The sequence below is a fragment of the Nibrella viscosa genome (assembly GCF_039541875.1).
Taxonomy (GTDB): domain Bacteria; phylum Bacteroidota; class Bacteroidia; order Cytophagales; family Spirosomataceae; genus Nibrella; species Nibrella viscosa.
The window spans coordinates 128,742-141,938 of the sequence record NZ_BAABHB010000009.1; the positions used below are offsets into that span (position 1 = coordinate 128,742).

The window sequence follows — 13,197 nt, forward strand, 5'->3', positions numbered from 1 at the left end:
CATGATTTGTTGTTTATTACTTAATACGACGAAAGACGACTAATGATACCACTGACCTTAGAACAGGAAGTAAACCAGATCGGCTACGTAAGCAGGTCGGTGCCTAAAGATAAAGACCTGGCGGAAGAGATCCGGCGGATGAAGCAGGAGAAAAACGCCGTAATTCTCGCCCATTACTATGTTGACGGTGCGATTCAGGACCTGGCCGACTACATCGGCGATAGCCTGGGCCTGTCGCAGCAGGCGGCCGCCACCGACGCCGATATTATTGTGTTCTGTGGAGTACACTTCATGGGCGAAACGGCTAAAATCCTGTCGCCCGACAAGAAGGTGATCATCCCCGATCTGAATGCCGGCTGCTCGCTGGCCGATTCGGCGCCGGCCGATAAGTTTGCGGCTTTCAAGGCGCAGTATCCCGACCATATTGTGCTGTCGTATATCAACTGCTCGGCCGAAATCAAAGCGCTTTCTGACATTATCGTTACGTCGTCGAACGCGCTGAAGATTGTGGAGAGCCTGCCCAAAGATCAGAAGATTATCTTTGCGCCGGATGCTAACCTCGGCCGGTTTGTCTCGAAAAAGACGGGCCGCGATATGGTGCTGTGGGACGGAGCCTGTATTGTACACATCGACATTTCGCAGGAGAAGCTGAACGCCCTGCGGGTAAAGTACCCGAACGCCAAATTCATTGCGCATCCGGAGTGCCAGGAGCACATTCTGAGCCAGGCTGACTTTGTGGGTTCGACCACCGCCCTGCTGAAATATGTGGTGGATCAACCGGAAATGGAGTTTATCGTTGGGACGGAAGCGGGCATTCTGCACAAGATGAAGCAGGCCGTTCCGCACAAAAAGATTATTCCGGCCCCGGCCAACGAAAACAACACCTGTGCCTGCTCGGAGTGCCCGTACATGAAGATGAACACCATCGAAAAGCTATATAACACCCTGTACTACGAACTGCCCGAAATTCGGGTGCCGGAAGACGTACGGGTGAAGGCGTATGATTCGGTGATGCGGATGCTGGAAATGAGTAAAAATTTGTAAATGTTAACTACATGAGCGAGCTGCTAATAAAATACAATTCGCTGGATGACGAAGCCAAGCAAGAAGTAGCTGACTTCATCGACTTCCTTCTTGAAAAGAAAGGAAGGAAGAAGCCCTTTGACTCAGAAGCATACAGGCAAAAACTCCTGAATACATCGGTATGGCCTGAGGAAGAGGTCTTGCAAATGGAAGAAAATATTAAACAAGCCTGGAATTGGAAGATAGAGGAGTTCTAGTTGACACCAGTATATTTATTCAACATATACGGGCGAAAAACAAGTCTGGGACGGTTCTGGCATCTTTGAACGCGTCCAGACTTGTTTTATCCTCTATCACGGTTTTTGAACTGCTCATTGGAGCCAAAGACAGCCAGCGAAAACTTGAAATCTGGAATTTGCTTGGCGGCCTGGATATACAGTACGTTGATGTATCCGTTGCGGAGAAGGCGGCCGACATTTTTGTAAGTCTTAAGGCTAAAAACCAGTTAATTGAATTTAGGGATATTTTTATTGCTGCTACAGCCCTAGTCCATAGATTGCCTGTCGTGACGCTCAATGTCAATCACTTTGAGCGGATTGATGGGCTTTTAATTTTATAAGGTATGCCTCACTTCGATTTCCTCGTCATTGGCTCCGGTATTGCCGGTCTGAGTTACGCCACCAAACTGGCTCTTCATTACGAACAGGCTGGTCGGCCGGTCAGCATTGGCGTCATTACTAAAGTTCAGGCCGACGAGACCAATACCAAATATGCTCAGGGCGGGATTGCCGCCGTCTGGTCGGAAGATGATTCCTTTGAAAAGCATATTGACGACACCATGATTGCCGGTGACTTTATGAGCGACCGCCATATTGTGGAAATTGTTGTCAGGGAAGCACCGGAGCGTATTCACGAACTGATTGGCTACGGCACCCGCTTCGATAAGGAAGAAGACGGTGATTATGACCTGGCCAAGGAAGGCGGCCACTCCGACTACCGCATTCTGCACTTCAAAGACATAACCGGCGCCGAAATTGAGCGGGCGCTGCTCGATAAAGTGCAGTCGCTACCGTCTATTCAGATTTTTACGCACGTGTTTGCCGTTGACTTGATCACGCAGCACCACCTCGGCGAAACCGTTACCCGCTACCGCGACGATATTAAGTGTTTCGGAGCCTACGTGCTGAACACCCGGACGGGTAAGGTCGAGAAGTTTCTGGCCAAAACCACCCTGCTGGCTACCGGCGGTATCGGAAATGTTTACCAGAACACCACCAACCCCACCATTGCTACCGGCGACGGTATTGCGATGGCTTACCGGGCCAAGGCCATCTGCCAGGATATGGAGTTTATCCAGTTCCATCCGACAGCCTTGTACGAACCGGGCAAAAAGCCGAGCTTCCTGATCTCTGAAGCGGTACGCGGCTTCGGCGGTATTCTCCGCAATATGCAGGGTGAAACATTCATGGAGCATTATGACACCCGGTTGTCGCTGGCCCCGCGCGATATTGTCGCCCGCGCTATCGACTCCGAGATGAAGAAGTCCGGCGACTCACACGTCTACCTCGATGTTACCCACTGCGACTACGAGAAATTTGTTGCCCACTTCCCAAACATCACCGCCTATTGTTCTACCAACCTGGGCATTGATATACGCAAAGACTTTATTCCCGTTGTGCCGGCGCAACATTACCTCTGCGGGGGCGTGAAGGTGAATGAATGGGGGCAGACCAACATCAATTTCCTCTATGCCGCCGGTGAGTGTTCCTGCACCGGCCTGCACGGTGCTAACCGGCTAGCTTCAAACTCCCTGCTGGAAGCCGTTGTTTTTGCGCACCGAGCCTACCTAAAGACCATTGAACATGTTGAACAGGCAGTTGTGCCGGACACTATTCCGGAGTGGAACGACAAAGGCACCCACCATCCGGAAGAGCTGGTGCTGGTGACGGAGATGCAGCGCGAACTAGAATCTATTATGAGCAACTATGTCGGTATTGTACGCTCCTTCCGCCGACTGAAACGAGCACAGGACCGCCTGCACCTGATTCACCTGGAACACGAAGAACTTTACCGCCAGTCGACGGTTTCAGTGCCCATTTCGGAACTCCGTAACATGATTGAAGTGGCCTACCTGATCATTAAGATGGCAACCGCCCGGCGGGATAATCGGGGATTGCATTATAATATTGACATTGTAAAAGAGGAGGTGTATTCCTGATAACCCGTACCCTGTACCCCGGATTTACAATCCGGGGTACAGGGTACGGGTTACGCTACCTAATACTCTCCCGAATCCGGACTAGCTTCTCCAGCAGCCCTTCCAACTGGTCGAGCGGCAGCATATTGGCTCCGTCAGATTTGGCTTCGGCCGGAACGGGATGAGTTTCTATAAACAGCCCATCGGCACCTACGGCAATGGCGGCTTTGGCGATGGTGGCAATAAGCGCCGGTTTACCGCCCGTTACGCCTGAGGATTGGTTAGGCTGCTGCAGCGAATGCGTGCAGTCCATGACCACCGGTGCGCCGTGGGCCTGCATAGCCGGAATGTTGCGGTAATCGACCACCAGGTCGCCATACCCGAACGAGTTGCCCCGGTCGGTCAGAATAACGGTAGATTCCGGATTGGTCGCCTTCACTTTCTCCACGGCAAAAGCCATTGACTCGCCCGATAGAAATTGTCCTTTTTTGATATTTACCGCCCGGCCGGTGCGGGCAGCCGCTTCAATCAACTCCGTTTGGCGGCACAGAAAGGCTGGTATCTGTAGCACATCAACGTAGGGAGCGGCCAGCTCGGCTTCTTCTGACTCATGAATATCGGTAACCGTAGGTATGTCAAACGTTTCGCCGACCTCCCGCAGGATTTCCAGTGCCGGTATATCGCCGATGCCGGTAAAGGAATTTAGTTTAGTCCGGTTGGCTTTGCGGTACGAGCCTTTGAAGATATATGGAATCTGAAACTTGTCGGTAATGGTCACAATGCGCTCAGCAATGCGTAGGGCTATATCCCGGCCTTCAATGGCACAGGGGCCGGCCATCAGAAAAAACTGGCCGGCATTTGTATGCTTTATCTTGTTAATGTGCATCTGAAGTATGTTTTTAGCGAGCACAAAATTGCAGAAAAGCGATAAACCGGCAATTTGTCTCTAGCCAATAAAGTGTATCTTCATAGCCACTAATGCACAAAAATAGCACTGACTAACAGCATGTTAGCTCCAATTAAGCCGTATATTTAAACGCAGGAGAGAATAAAAAATTGTTTGACAATGATTATATAAATGGTTTTCTTTGCGCAGTTTTTTAACCCTAATGGACTACTAAAATGTCAGAAATTGCACAAAAGGTTAAGGCAATTATTGTAGAGAAACTTGGCGTAGAAGAGTCGGAAGTTACGCCGGAAGCGAGCTTCACCAACGATTTAGGTGCCGACTCATTGGATACCGTTGAGTTGATTATGGAATTTGAGAAAGAATTCAACATTTCTATTCCTGACGATCAGGCTGAAAACATCGGCACCGTAGGTCAGGCTATTTCTTATCTGGAAGAGAACGTTTCTAAATAACGCCTGGTCTTCGGCAACGCGGCCCTGTTGTGAGCAGCCCGTTGCCGACTGCCTGCGCTTTCTTTCTCTTTCTTTCTTACTTCGTAGTTCTTTTTTATGGCTTTCAAACGAGTAGTAGTGACCGGCCTTGGTGCTCTCACACCGATTGGTAACGATGTAGCTACTTATTGGAATAACTTAGCGGCCGGCCTCAGTGGAGCCGGTCCCATCACCAAATTCGATGCATCCAGGTTCAGAACCCGCTTTGCCTGTGAGGTAAAGGAACTGGATGTGCTGCAGTTTATCCCTCGTCAGGAAGCCCGTAAGATGGACCCTTTCGCGCAATACGCGCTCATTGTTGGCGATGAAGCGATCCGCGATTCCGGTCTGAACCTCGAGGCCATTAATCTGGATAAAGCGGGTGTAATCTGGGGCTCCGGCATTGGCGGTCTGAAAACCTTTGAAGAAGAGGTAAAAGCTTATGCTAACGGCGACGGTACGCCCCGCTATAATCCATTTTTTATTCCTAAAATGATTGCCGACAGTGCCTCAGGCCTGTTGTCGATCCGCTACGGCTTCCGGGGTGTCAATTATGTGACGGTGTCGGCCTGTGCGTCGGCAACCAATGCCATGATCGATGCCTTTAATTTTATCCGCCTTGGCCGGCTCAACGTGGCGATCACCGGTGGTTCCGAAGCCGCCGTTACCGAAGCGGGCGTGGGTGGCTTCAATGCTTTGCGTGCCCTGTCGGAGCGTAACGACTCACCCAAAACGGCCTCCCGTCCGTTCGACAAAGATCGTGATGGTTTTGTCCTGGGCGAAGGAGCCGGTGCCATTATCCTGGAAGAATACGAGCACGCCAAAGCCCGTGGTGCTAAAATATATGCGGAGCTTATTGGTGGCGGTATGTCATCTGACGCTTACCATATCACGGCCCCCCATCCGGAAGGACTGGGTGCTTTGAACGTTATGAAAGATGCCCTGGACGATGCTGGTCTGCTGCCCGAAGATGTTGATTATATCAACGTACACGGCACCTCAACTCCACTGGGCGATATTAGTGAAGCGATGGCCATTGAAAACGTTTTTGGTGACCATGCTTACAATCTGAACATAAGCTCAACGAAGTCCATGACCGGTCACCTGTTAGGAGCTGCCGGTGCCGTGGAGGCAATAGCCTGTCTGATGGCGATGCAGCACGATACGGTGCCGCCCACCATCAACCACTTTACCGATGACGAGCAGTTTAACTCCAACCTGAACTTTACGTTCAATCAGGCGCAGCAGCGGCCTATTAAGGTAGCCATGAGCAATACCTTTGGGTTTGGCGGTCATAACTTCTCTGTGATTTTCAAGAAAATGGACGCATAGGTCGTGCCGCTTGCCTTGACCCGGACTGTTTTTCACCCCATTCTTAATTTCTTCCGCCTAAGTACCAGGCTGGAGTCGAAAAAGAAGCTGAGCAGGTCTATCGCCCATATTATTGGCGAGCGGCCTTCTAATCTCCGGCTTTACCAGTTAGCCTTACGGCATACCTCAGCTTCGAAAGAGACCAATATTAAAGGATTCCGGGAGTCGAACGAGCGGCTGGAATATTTGGGGGATGCGGTGTTGGGTATGGTTATCGCCGAGTTCCTGTTTAAAAAGTACCCCTACAAAGATGAAGGGTTTCTGACGGAGATCCGCTCCCGGATTGTGAACCGCGAAACCCTTAACCTTATTTCCCGCAAAATCGGCCTGGATGATCTGATTGAATACGATGGCAGCCGTGGCCGCAGCATGCCGGCTCGTACCTCCATGTACGGCGATGCACTGGAAGCCCTCGTCGGAGCCGTTTACCTTGATAAAGGCTTCAACTTCACCCGCCGGTTCGTGCTGAAAGAATTGCTTGTTCACTACGATCTCGAAGCCCTTGTGCAGACAAACGTTAACTTCAAAAGCCGCCTGATCGAATGGGCCCAGCGTGAAGGGAAAGAGGTTCGTTTTGAGATTATTCAGGAAAAAGGCAACAGCCACTACCGGGAGTTCATTGCCCAGGTTACGGTGAATGATGAGCCCTTCACCACCGGCAGCGGCTACAGCAAGAAAAAAGCCGAGCAGGCAGCCGCCGAGAAGGCATTTGAACTTCTACAGATTAAGTAGCAGACACTCCCCATTCCTCTACCTGTTGTTCTGCGAAACAGTGCCTGACTGCCTACTGTCAAAAAATCATTTTCTCTCCTCATGCAGTTTGCCATTTTGGCAAACGAAACCTTTTCTGTTTGCCATTTTGGCCTAGTGACCTACCTGGCACACCTCTTGCTCAAAACCAGGTGAAGACCATTAAAATCACTTGTTAACCTTAAACTCTTAAGCGCTATGAACTCGTTAATGCGATCTAATGGCAACTTTCCGTCGCTGATCGAAAACTTCTTCGGCCGCGACATGAATGAGTTTTTTAACACTGGCTCTTCCATGAGCAACGTACCGGCAGTAAACGTTGTGGAGCATAACGATGGCTTCCGGATTGAAGTAGCGGCCCCCGGCCTTAAGAAAGAAGATTTCAAACTTCAACTGAACCATAACAACCTGACAATTTCTTCGTACAAGGAAACTCAAAACGAAGAAAATGAGCATGAAAAGTACACGCGCCGAGAGTTCAGCTACACGTCCTTCCAGCGTACATTTATGTTACCCAACTCGGTAGATGCCGAGAGTATCAAGGCCTCGTACTCGGATGGGGTGCTGACCATTGAGATCCCCAAACGGGAAGAAGCCAAAGTGAAGCCGCCCCGGCAGATTGAGATTGGGTGATTCGTTGATGGGTTCACTGGTTTATTGACTGACTGGAGACTAGTTTACCGACAAACCAGTGAAACAATCAACCAATTAACTGGTCAACCAAACAAAGCCCGTGGACCCGTTTGCCACGGGCTTTTTTATCCCCGCCCATCGGCTAACAAAGCGGTGTTAAAAAATGTTAAGTCTATAGTCTGGCCGAATTTTTGGATAGGTGGATTTCGTTAACTTAGTGAGTTCATACAAAAAGACAGCATGTATTTTGCCCTCTTAAATCATGAGAAATAACTGGAAATTTTTGGTGGTGATTGCGCTCCTTTCGAGCGCGGTAACGCTTGCCGCTTATAACCTGCTGGGTTTTAATAAGCGCGACGTTATATTCAGCGAGTCGGCTCCGACCCCTATTGGTCGTCTGGCGGCTCTGACCGGTCCTACCAACGGGCCGGGTGATTTTACATATGCGGCCGAGGCTGCTACTCCGGCTGTTGTTCACATTAAAACAACGGTAACCCGCACAGTTCGTCAGCAGCAGATCCCGGACATCTTCCGTGATTTCTTCGGCGATGAATTTGGCCGTCAGCAAGGCCCTCCGCGTCGTCAGCAGGGACAGGCATCTGGTTCTGGAGTTATCATCAGCCGCGATGGTTATATTGTGACTAACAATCACGTGGTACAGGATGCCAGCGAAGTAGAGGTAATCATGACCGACAAGCGCAGCTTTAAAGCTAAAGTGATCGGTACCGACCCGCTGACAGACCTGGCCGTTGTGAAAATTGAAAGTGGTAACCTGCCTGCCATTACGCTGGGTGACTCAGATGCCCTGAAACTGGGTGAGTGGGTATTGGCGGTTGGCTATCCGCTGGATCTTGAGTCTACTGTAACTGCCGGTATCGTAAGTGCCAAAGGTCGTGGTATCGGTATCCTGAACCAGAACATGGACCGCAACGACCCCAAGGCCGATACCCCAATTGAGTCGTTTATTCAGACTGATGCCGCTATTAACCCTGGTAACTCAGGGGGTGCGCTGGTAAACCTGCGTGGCGAACTGGTCGGTATCAACTCGGCCATTGCGTCGGCAACGGGCTACTACAGTGGTTACGGTTTTGCCGTGCCGGTATCGCTGGTGAAAAAAGTAACCGCCGACATTCTGAAGTACGGTAACGTGCAGCGCGGTTATCTGGGTATTATTCCCATTGAACTGGACAGCAAGCGGGCTAAAGAAGTTGGCACTAACGTTGGCCGTGGTATTTACATCAACGAAGTTGTTGACAACGGAGCGGCTAAAGCAGCCGGTCTGAAGAAAGGCGACGTTATTGTGAAAATGGAAGGTCAGCCGGTTGATTCAGACGCTCAGATGCGCGAGATCATTGGTCGCCGTCGGCCGGGTGATGTAATCAACATTACGGTAAGCCGCGATGGCAGCGAGCGTGACTTCAAAGTTGAGCTGCGCAACCGCAACGGTGGCCGCGATGTGATCAAGCGTTCAGAAGCACCGTCTGCTTCCCTGCGTTCGCTGGGTGCCGACTTTGAAGAACTGAGCGCTCAGGACCGTCAGAAACTCGGTATCACCGGTGGTGTTCGCGTGAAGCGTATATATGATGGAAAGCTGTCGGAGACGGATGTTGAAGAAGGTTTTATCATTGTAAAGGCCAACGGCAAGAACATCAAGACGGTGAAAGAACTACAGGATATTTTGTCCGGCGTAAAAGAAGGCGAAGGGCTGATGCTGATCGGTATGTATCCGAACAGCTCCCGGATGTACTACTACGCCGTACCGGTTTAAGGCCGATACAGCTTAGCAAAAAACCCGCCAATGGCGGGTTTTTTGTTTTATATCAGTTCAGCAGAGAGGATGGTGGCAACTGATTTACTCGTAATAATTCAGCACCCGATGGCCGCTCTTTTCCAGAATCTGATCGCGTTGGAACAGTTCAATATCGGCCGCTACCATTTCTTTCACCATAGCCGGTAAGTCATACTTTGGCTTCCAGCCCAGCTTGGTCATGGCTTTGGTTGGGTCGCCCAGCAGCAGGTCTACTTCGGTAGGGCGGTAATACCGCTTGTCAATGCAAAGCACCTCTTTCCCTACTTCCAGTGGGTAGCTCGGATTGGCAGACTGCGCCACAACGGCTCGCTCCTGCTCGCCTTCTCCCTGGAACTCCAGGCTTACGCCGATTTCGGCGAAGGCCAGTTTGGCAAAGTCGCGGATGCTGGTAGTTATCCCCGTGGCTATCACAAAATCCTCTGCAATATCCTGCTGTAAAATCAGCCACATCGCTTCTACGTAATCTTTGGCGTGGCCCCAGTCGCGCTGCGCATCCAGGTTTCCCAGATACACCTTATCCTGAAGGCCCAGACCAATACGAGCTACGGCCCGGGTGATCTTCCGGGTGACAAAGGTTTCACCCCGCAACGGTGATTCATGGTTGAACAGGATACCGTTGCAGGCAAACATATTGTAGGCTTCGCGGTAGTTAACCGTAATCCAGTAGCCATACAGTTTAGCTACCGCATACGGCGAGCGCGGATAGAACGGCGTCGTCTCCGACTGAGCATGCCCCTGCACCCCACCGTACAATTCCGATGTGGATGCCTGATAAATGCGGGTTTTTTCGGTAAGTCCCAGCAGCCGCACAGCCTCCAGTATGCGCAGAGTACCAATACCATCGACCTGCGCCGTGTATTCAGGTTCTTCAAAGCTTACCCGAACGTGCGACATGGCTCCCAGATTATAGATCTCATCCGGCTGTACCTCCTGAATGATGCGGATGATATTGGTAGAGTCGGAGAGGTCGCCGTAGTGCAGCTTAAACCGGACGTTTTTCTCGTGCGGATCTTCATACATATGGTCAATCCGCTGGGTATTAAAAAGCGAAGTCCGACGCTTGATGCCGTGAACTTCATAGCCTTTATCGAGGAGAAGTTCGGCCAGATAAGCGCCATCCTGTCCGGTAATGCCGGTAATCAGTGCCTTTTTCATTGCTATATTTAGATAGAAGCAGTCTTGGGCGCCCCTGAATTAGGAACGAGCCCGTAAAACTACAGGAAAATGAAATGCGTGTAGGGTTATTTTATGGAAAGGCTCCGCCGGATATCTACGCGATCGGCCTGCAGAACCGCCAGTGAGAACTGTTGCTTCAATAAATCCAGGTACCGTTCGGCGTCGATCCGGCGCATGAAATCGCCAACTTTGAGCCGATACGTAGGTTGTTTATAGTCCAGATACGGGTTTAACTCCGGAAAGTTCTTGTACACTTTCAGCTTGGCCTCATCGGCGGCCTTTCGCTCATTTCCTACATAAATCTGCACGCGGTAGCCTGAGGCATAGCGCACCGACCGGTTCTTCTGGGCTATTGTATCCAGTACGGCATCAAGCCGCCGATTGATATGAATAGCCTCAACGGGCTTCCGGTTGTCCGGACGGCGGGCCGGTGTGGTCGTAGCCGGCTTTGCCGGAGCAGTGGTTGCCGTAACGGTATACGACGGCCGCACCGGCGACAGATCTTCAGTATAGCTGTTGTAGTCAACGGTTGACCGACTGCTACCAGGCACCGTTTTCGGAGCACAGGCGAGCATAGTCAACCCCAAACTAAACCAAAGCAAATAGTTTATTAATCTCATGGGTGTATCCTAATCTGTTCACAAACTTAAGAAATATCCATTTTTCCTGAGCAGCCGGTCCGAATGTCTTACTATATGCGCATAAACGGAAAGGGGTCCGAACCAATTAACGGTAAATCCCATTATTTTGATAGTTTTGATGCCGTTAAAATTACGCTATGCTCAATGTAAGAAGTCATGTGTCGTTAAAGCCGTATAATACATTTGGTATTGAGGCCAACGCACGGTACTGGGTCGAGATCACCAGCGAAGAAGATCTGCAAACACTGCTGCAACTAACCGATTTTATCAATATACCGAAATTAATCCTCGGAGGAGGCAGCAACATCCTGCTTACCAAAGATTTTGACGGTCTGGTTATAAAAATAAATATTCAGGGAATTACCATTGTCCAGCAAAACGACCAGCAGGTGCTACTACGCGTTGGCGCGGGCGTCAACTGGCACGAACTGGTGATGTTTTGTGTAGCGCAGAACCTGGCCGGTATGGAAAACCTGTCGCTGATTCCCGGCACCGTAGGCGCTGCGCCCATGCAGAACATCGGCGCGTACGGGGTAGAGATCAAAGAGCTTTTCGACCACCTGGAGGCTATACGTATCGACACCGGTGAGAAGCGCATTTTTAGGCACGAAGAATGCCGGTTTGGCTACCGCGAAAGCATTTTTAAACACGAAGCCAAAGGTCAGTACATTATTACAGCTGTTACCTTCCGCCTGAACAAACAGCCTGTTTTCCATACCGAATACGGAGCCATCCGCGAGACACTCGCCGAGATGGGCGTTTCGGAAGATGAGCTTACGATCCGGGCCATCAGCGATGCCGTTATCCACATCCGGCGCAGCAAACTACCCGACCCCGCCGAAATTGGTAATGCCGGCAGCTTTTTTAAAAACCCCGAAATTCCCAAAGATCAGTATGAGCAGTTAAAGGCTCAATACCCCACCATACCGGGCTACCCAACCAGCAATACCACGGTGAAAGTACCGGCCGGCTGGCTGATTGAGCAATGTGGCTGGAAAGGCCGGGCCGTCGGCAACGCGGGCGTTCACACCAAACAGGCGCTGGTACTGGTCAACCGGGGAGGTGCCACGGGCGACGAAGTGCTGAACGTAGCCCGACAGGTGCAGCAGGATGTCGAAGCGAAGTTTGGGATTCGGATTACGCCGGAGGTAAATGTGATATAGTTAATACGGGGCCGGGCGGCCCCGTATTAACTATTGATTATTCAAAACACAACGAGGCTGCGCCGAGCAGGCCGGCATCGTTGCCAAGCAGCGCCCGGCGAATTTCCAGGTCTTTTTTGTAGTAGGGAGTCAGCCAATAGTCGAGTTGGCGCTGAACGGCCGGCAGAATGTAATCAAACGATGCCGATAAGCCCCCGCCGATCAGTACCTGCTTAATATCCAGTATACGGATTAGCGAAACCAGGGCATCGCCCAGCATTTCGCCGACCTCATCCCAGATTTTAAGCGCCAATTCGTCGCCTTCGGCAGCTGCGGCTACCAGGCCGGTGGTTGAAATACTGCCGTCGCCGGGTAACTGTGTTTTTCCTGCGTACGCTGTTCGTCGTTCGTTGGCCAGGTCCAGCAGCTCTTTTTTGCCGATGTTACGCTCCAGCACCCGCCCGTTGCGCGAGGGCACATGACCCGGCTCCATGGCGTTACCGTCGCCCCCGACAAACACTTTTTTATTGATAATGGCCGCTCCGCCCACACCAGTACCCAGCGTAATAAAGATATAATTTTCGGCGTGCATATCTTCCACGAAGTAAAACTCGCCCAGGGCGGCTGCATTGGCATCATTCTCCAGAAAAAACTCAACACCAGGAAACCGTTTGGTTAGTATATCCACCATCGGAACACCGTCAATCTCCGGAATAGCGGTAATTTCCAGGGGCACGGTACGGGCGCGGTTAATCATGCCCGGCAGGCCGATACCTACCTTTCTCACTTCTTTGTAAGCATGAAGTTGCAGAGCTATGGCATCACCAAACCGCTCCATGAAATGGCCGGATGTACGCCAGCTATCGGTGTCGTGGCTATAGAAGTTTGAGATTTTTCCGGTGTTGGCATCCACAATACCCATCTTGACGTTGGTGCCACCTACGTCTATGCCTAAATAGTGAACGGAATCCATTCGTGGGTTAGAGTTAAATGGTTAAGACTGAACGTTACGCTGTTTTTTCGGCGTGGCTCCGTTTGTTGATCTGACTTTTGGGCCGCAAGTTAATTCATCCG

The 13,197-nt window shown here is 50.9% G+C and carries 14 protein-coding genes; 10 read left to right on the top strand and 4 right to left on the bottom strand.

Features of this window, described 5'->3' with window-relative positions:
• Positions 1–42: 42 nt before the first annotated feature.
• The 4 genes from nadA to nadB are packed head-to-tail and all read left to right on the top strand — an operon-like array spanning position 43 to position 3,241.
• Positions 43–1,044: a quinolinate synthase NadA gene (gene nadA, locus ABD931_RS19995; RefSeq protein ID WP_345269687.1), complete on the top strand. Its 1,002-nt coding sequence runs from the start codon at positions 43–45 to the stop codon at positions 1,042–1,044.
• Between the two features lie 11 nt (positions 1,045–1,055).
• Complete coding sequence (locus ABD931_RS20000) at positions 1,056–1,280, top strand: hypothetical protein (protein ID WP_345269688.1); 225 nt, start codon at positions 1,056–1,058, stop codon at positions 1,278–1,280.
• Positions 1,259–1,642 (top strand): type II toxin-antitoxin system VapC family toxin, encoded by a 384-nt coding sequence (locus ABD931_RS20005; RefSeq protein ID WP_345269689.1) that lies wholly within the window; start codon positions 1,259–1,261, stop codon positions 1,640–1,642. Before ABD931_RS20000 ends, ABD931_RS20005 begins: the two co-directional genes overlap by 22 nt.
• 3 nt (positions 1,643–1,645) lie before the next feature.
• The gene (gene nadB / locus ABD931_RS20010; protein WP_345269690.1) at positions 1,646–3,241 is read left to right on the top strand and encodes an L-aspartate oxidase; all 1,596 of its coding nucleotides are present in this window, start codon (positions 1,646–1,648) and stop codon (positions 3,239–3,241) included.
• 55 nt (positions 3,242–3,296) lie between these two features.
• Here the strand turns inward: nadB and kdsA are convergent, their stop codons facing one another.
• Positions 3,297–4,106 (bottom strand): 3-deoxy-8-phosphooctulonate synthase, encoded by an 810-nt coding sequence (kdsA, locus tag ABD931_RS20015; RefSeq protein WP_345269691.1) that lies wholly within the window; start codon positions 4,104–4,106, stop codon positions 3,297–3,299.
• A 236-nt stretch (positions 4,107–4,342) separates the two neighbouring features.
• Here kdsA and ABD931_RS20020 point away from each other — a divergent pair, with 236 nt between their 5' ends.
• The 5 genes from ABD931_RS20020 to ABD931_RS20040 all read left to right on the top strand — a co-directional run bounded on the left by ABD931_RS20020 (position 4,343) and on the right by ABD931_RS20040 (position 9,122).
• Positions 4,343–4,582 (top strand): acyl carrier protein, encoded by a 240-nt coding sequence (locus ABD931_RS20020; protein ID WP_345244030.1) that lies wholly within the window; start codon positions 4,343–4,345, stop codon positions 4,580–4,582.
• Positions 4,583–4,678: 96 nt separating this feature from the next.
• Complete coding sequence (fabF, locus tag ABD931_RS20025) at positions 4,679–5,932, top strand: beta-ketoacyl-ACP synthase II (protein ID WP_345269692.1); 1,254 nt, start codon at positions 4,679–4,681, stop codon at positions 5,930–5,932.
• A gap of 3 nt (positions 5,933–5,935) precedes the next feature.
• Positions 5,936–6,703, top strand: coding sequence for a ribonuclease III (gene rnc / locus ABD931_RS20030; RefSeq protein WP_345269693.1), 768 nt, complete (start codon positions 5,936–5,938; stop codon positions 6,701–6,703).
• Positions 6,704–6,919: 216 nt separating this feature from the next.
• Positions 6,920–7,354 (top strand): Hsp20/alpha crystallin family protein, encoded by a 435-nt coding sequence (locus ABD931_RS20035; protein WP_345269694.1) that lies wholly within the window; start codon positions 6,920–6,922, stop codon positions 7,352–7,354.
• A gap of 262 nt (positions 7,355–7,616) precedes the next feature.
• Positions 7,617–9,122 (top strand): Do family serine endopeptidase, encoded by a 1,506-nt coding sequence (locus tag ABD931_RS20040; protein WP_345269695.1) that lies wholly within the window; start codon positions 7,617–7,619, stop codon positions 9,120–9,122.
• An 84-nt stretch (positions 9,123–9,206) separates the two neighbouring features.
• Here ABD931_RS20040 and gmd read toward each other — a convergent pair whose 3' ends face one another.
• Positions 9,207–10,319, bottom strand: coding sequence for a GDP-mannose 4,6-dehydratase (gene gmd / locus ABD931_RS20045; RefSeq protein ID WP_345269697.1), 1,113 nt, complete (start codon positions 10,317–10,319; stop codon positions 9,207–9,209).
• Between the two features lie 86 nt (positions 10,320–10,405).
• Entirely contained in the window at positions 10,406–10,915 is a 510-nt protein-coding gene (locus ABD931_RS20050; protein WP_345269698.1) for an SPOR domain-containing protein, read from the bottom strand.
• A 203-nt stretch (positions 10,916–11,118) separates the two neighbouring features.
• Here ABD931_RS20050 and murB point away from each other — a divergent pair, with 203 nt between their 5' ends.
• Complete coding sequence (gene murB, locus ABD931_RS20055) at positions 11,119–12,144, top strand: UDP-N-acetylmuramate dehydrogenase (RefSeq protein ID WP_345269699.1); 1,026 nt, start codon at positions 11,119–11,121, stop codon at positions 12,142–12,144.
• Positions 12,145–12,181: 37 nt separating this feature from the next.
• Here the strand turns inward: murB and ABD931_RS20060 are convergent, their stop codons facing one another.
• Positions 12,182–13,096, bottom strand: coding sequence for an ROK family protein (locus ABD931_RS20060; protein ID WP_345269700.1), 915 nt, complete (start codon positions 13,094–13,096; stop codon positions 12,182–12,184).
• Positions 13,097–13,197: the final 101 nt, after the last annotated feature.

Excerpts from the sequence above, each read along its gene's own strand:
- nadA (WP_345269687.1), top strand. The coding sequence starts at position 43 with ATGATACCACTGACCTTAGAACAGGAAGTAAACCAGATCGGCTACGTA.
- ABD931_RS20000 (WP_345269688.1), top strand. The coding sequence starts at position 1,056 with ATGAGCGAGCTGCTAATAAAATACAATTCGCTGGATGACGAAGCCAAG.
- nadB (WP_345269690.1), top strand. The coding sequence starts at position 1,646 with ATGCCTCACTTCGATTTCCTCGTCATTGGCTCCGGTATTGCCGGTCTG.
- kdsA (WP_345269691.1), bottom strand. The coding sequence starts at position 4,106 with ATGCACATTAACAAGATAAAGCATACAAATGCCGGCCAGTTTTTTCTG.
- ABD931_RS20020 (WP_345244030.1), top strand. The coding sequence starts at position 4,343 with ATGTCAGAAATTGCACAAAAGGTTAAGGCAATTATTGTAGAGAAACTT.
- fabF (WP_345269692.1), top strand. The coding sequence starts at position 4,679 with ATGGCTTTCAAACGAGTAGTAGTGACCGGCCTTGGTGCTCTCACACCG.
- ABD931_RS20035 (WP_345269694.1), top strand. The coding sequence starts at position 6,920 with ATGAACTCGTTAATGCGATCTAATGGCAACTTTCCGTCGCTGATCGAA.
- ABD931_RS20040 (WP_345269695.1), top strand. The coding sequence starts at position 7,617 with ATGAGAAATAACTGGAAATTTTTGGTGGTGATTGCGCTCCTTTCGAGC.
- gmd (WP_345269697.1), bottom strand. The coding sequence starts at position 10,319 with ATGAAAAAGGCACTGATTACCGGCATTACCGGACAGGATGGCGCTTAT.
- ABD931_RS20050 (WP_345269698.1), bottom strand. The coding sequence starts at position 10,915 with ATGCTCGCCTGTGCTCCGAAAACGGTGCCTGGTAGCAGTCGGTCAACC.
- murB (WP_345269699.1), top strand. The coding sequence starts at position 11,119 with ATGCTCAATGTAAGAAGTCATGTGTCGTTAAAGCCGTATAATACATTT.
- ABD931_RS20060 (WP_345269700.1), bottom strand. The coding sequence starts at position 13,096 with ATGGATTCCGTTCACTATTTAGGCATAGACGTAGGTGGCACCAACGTC.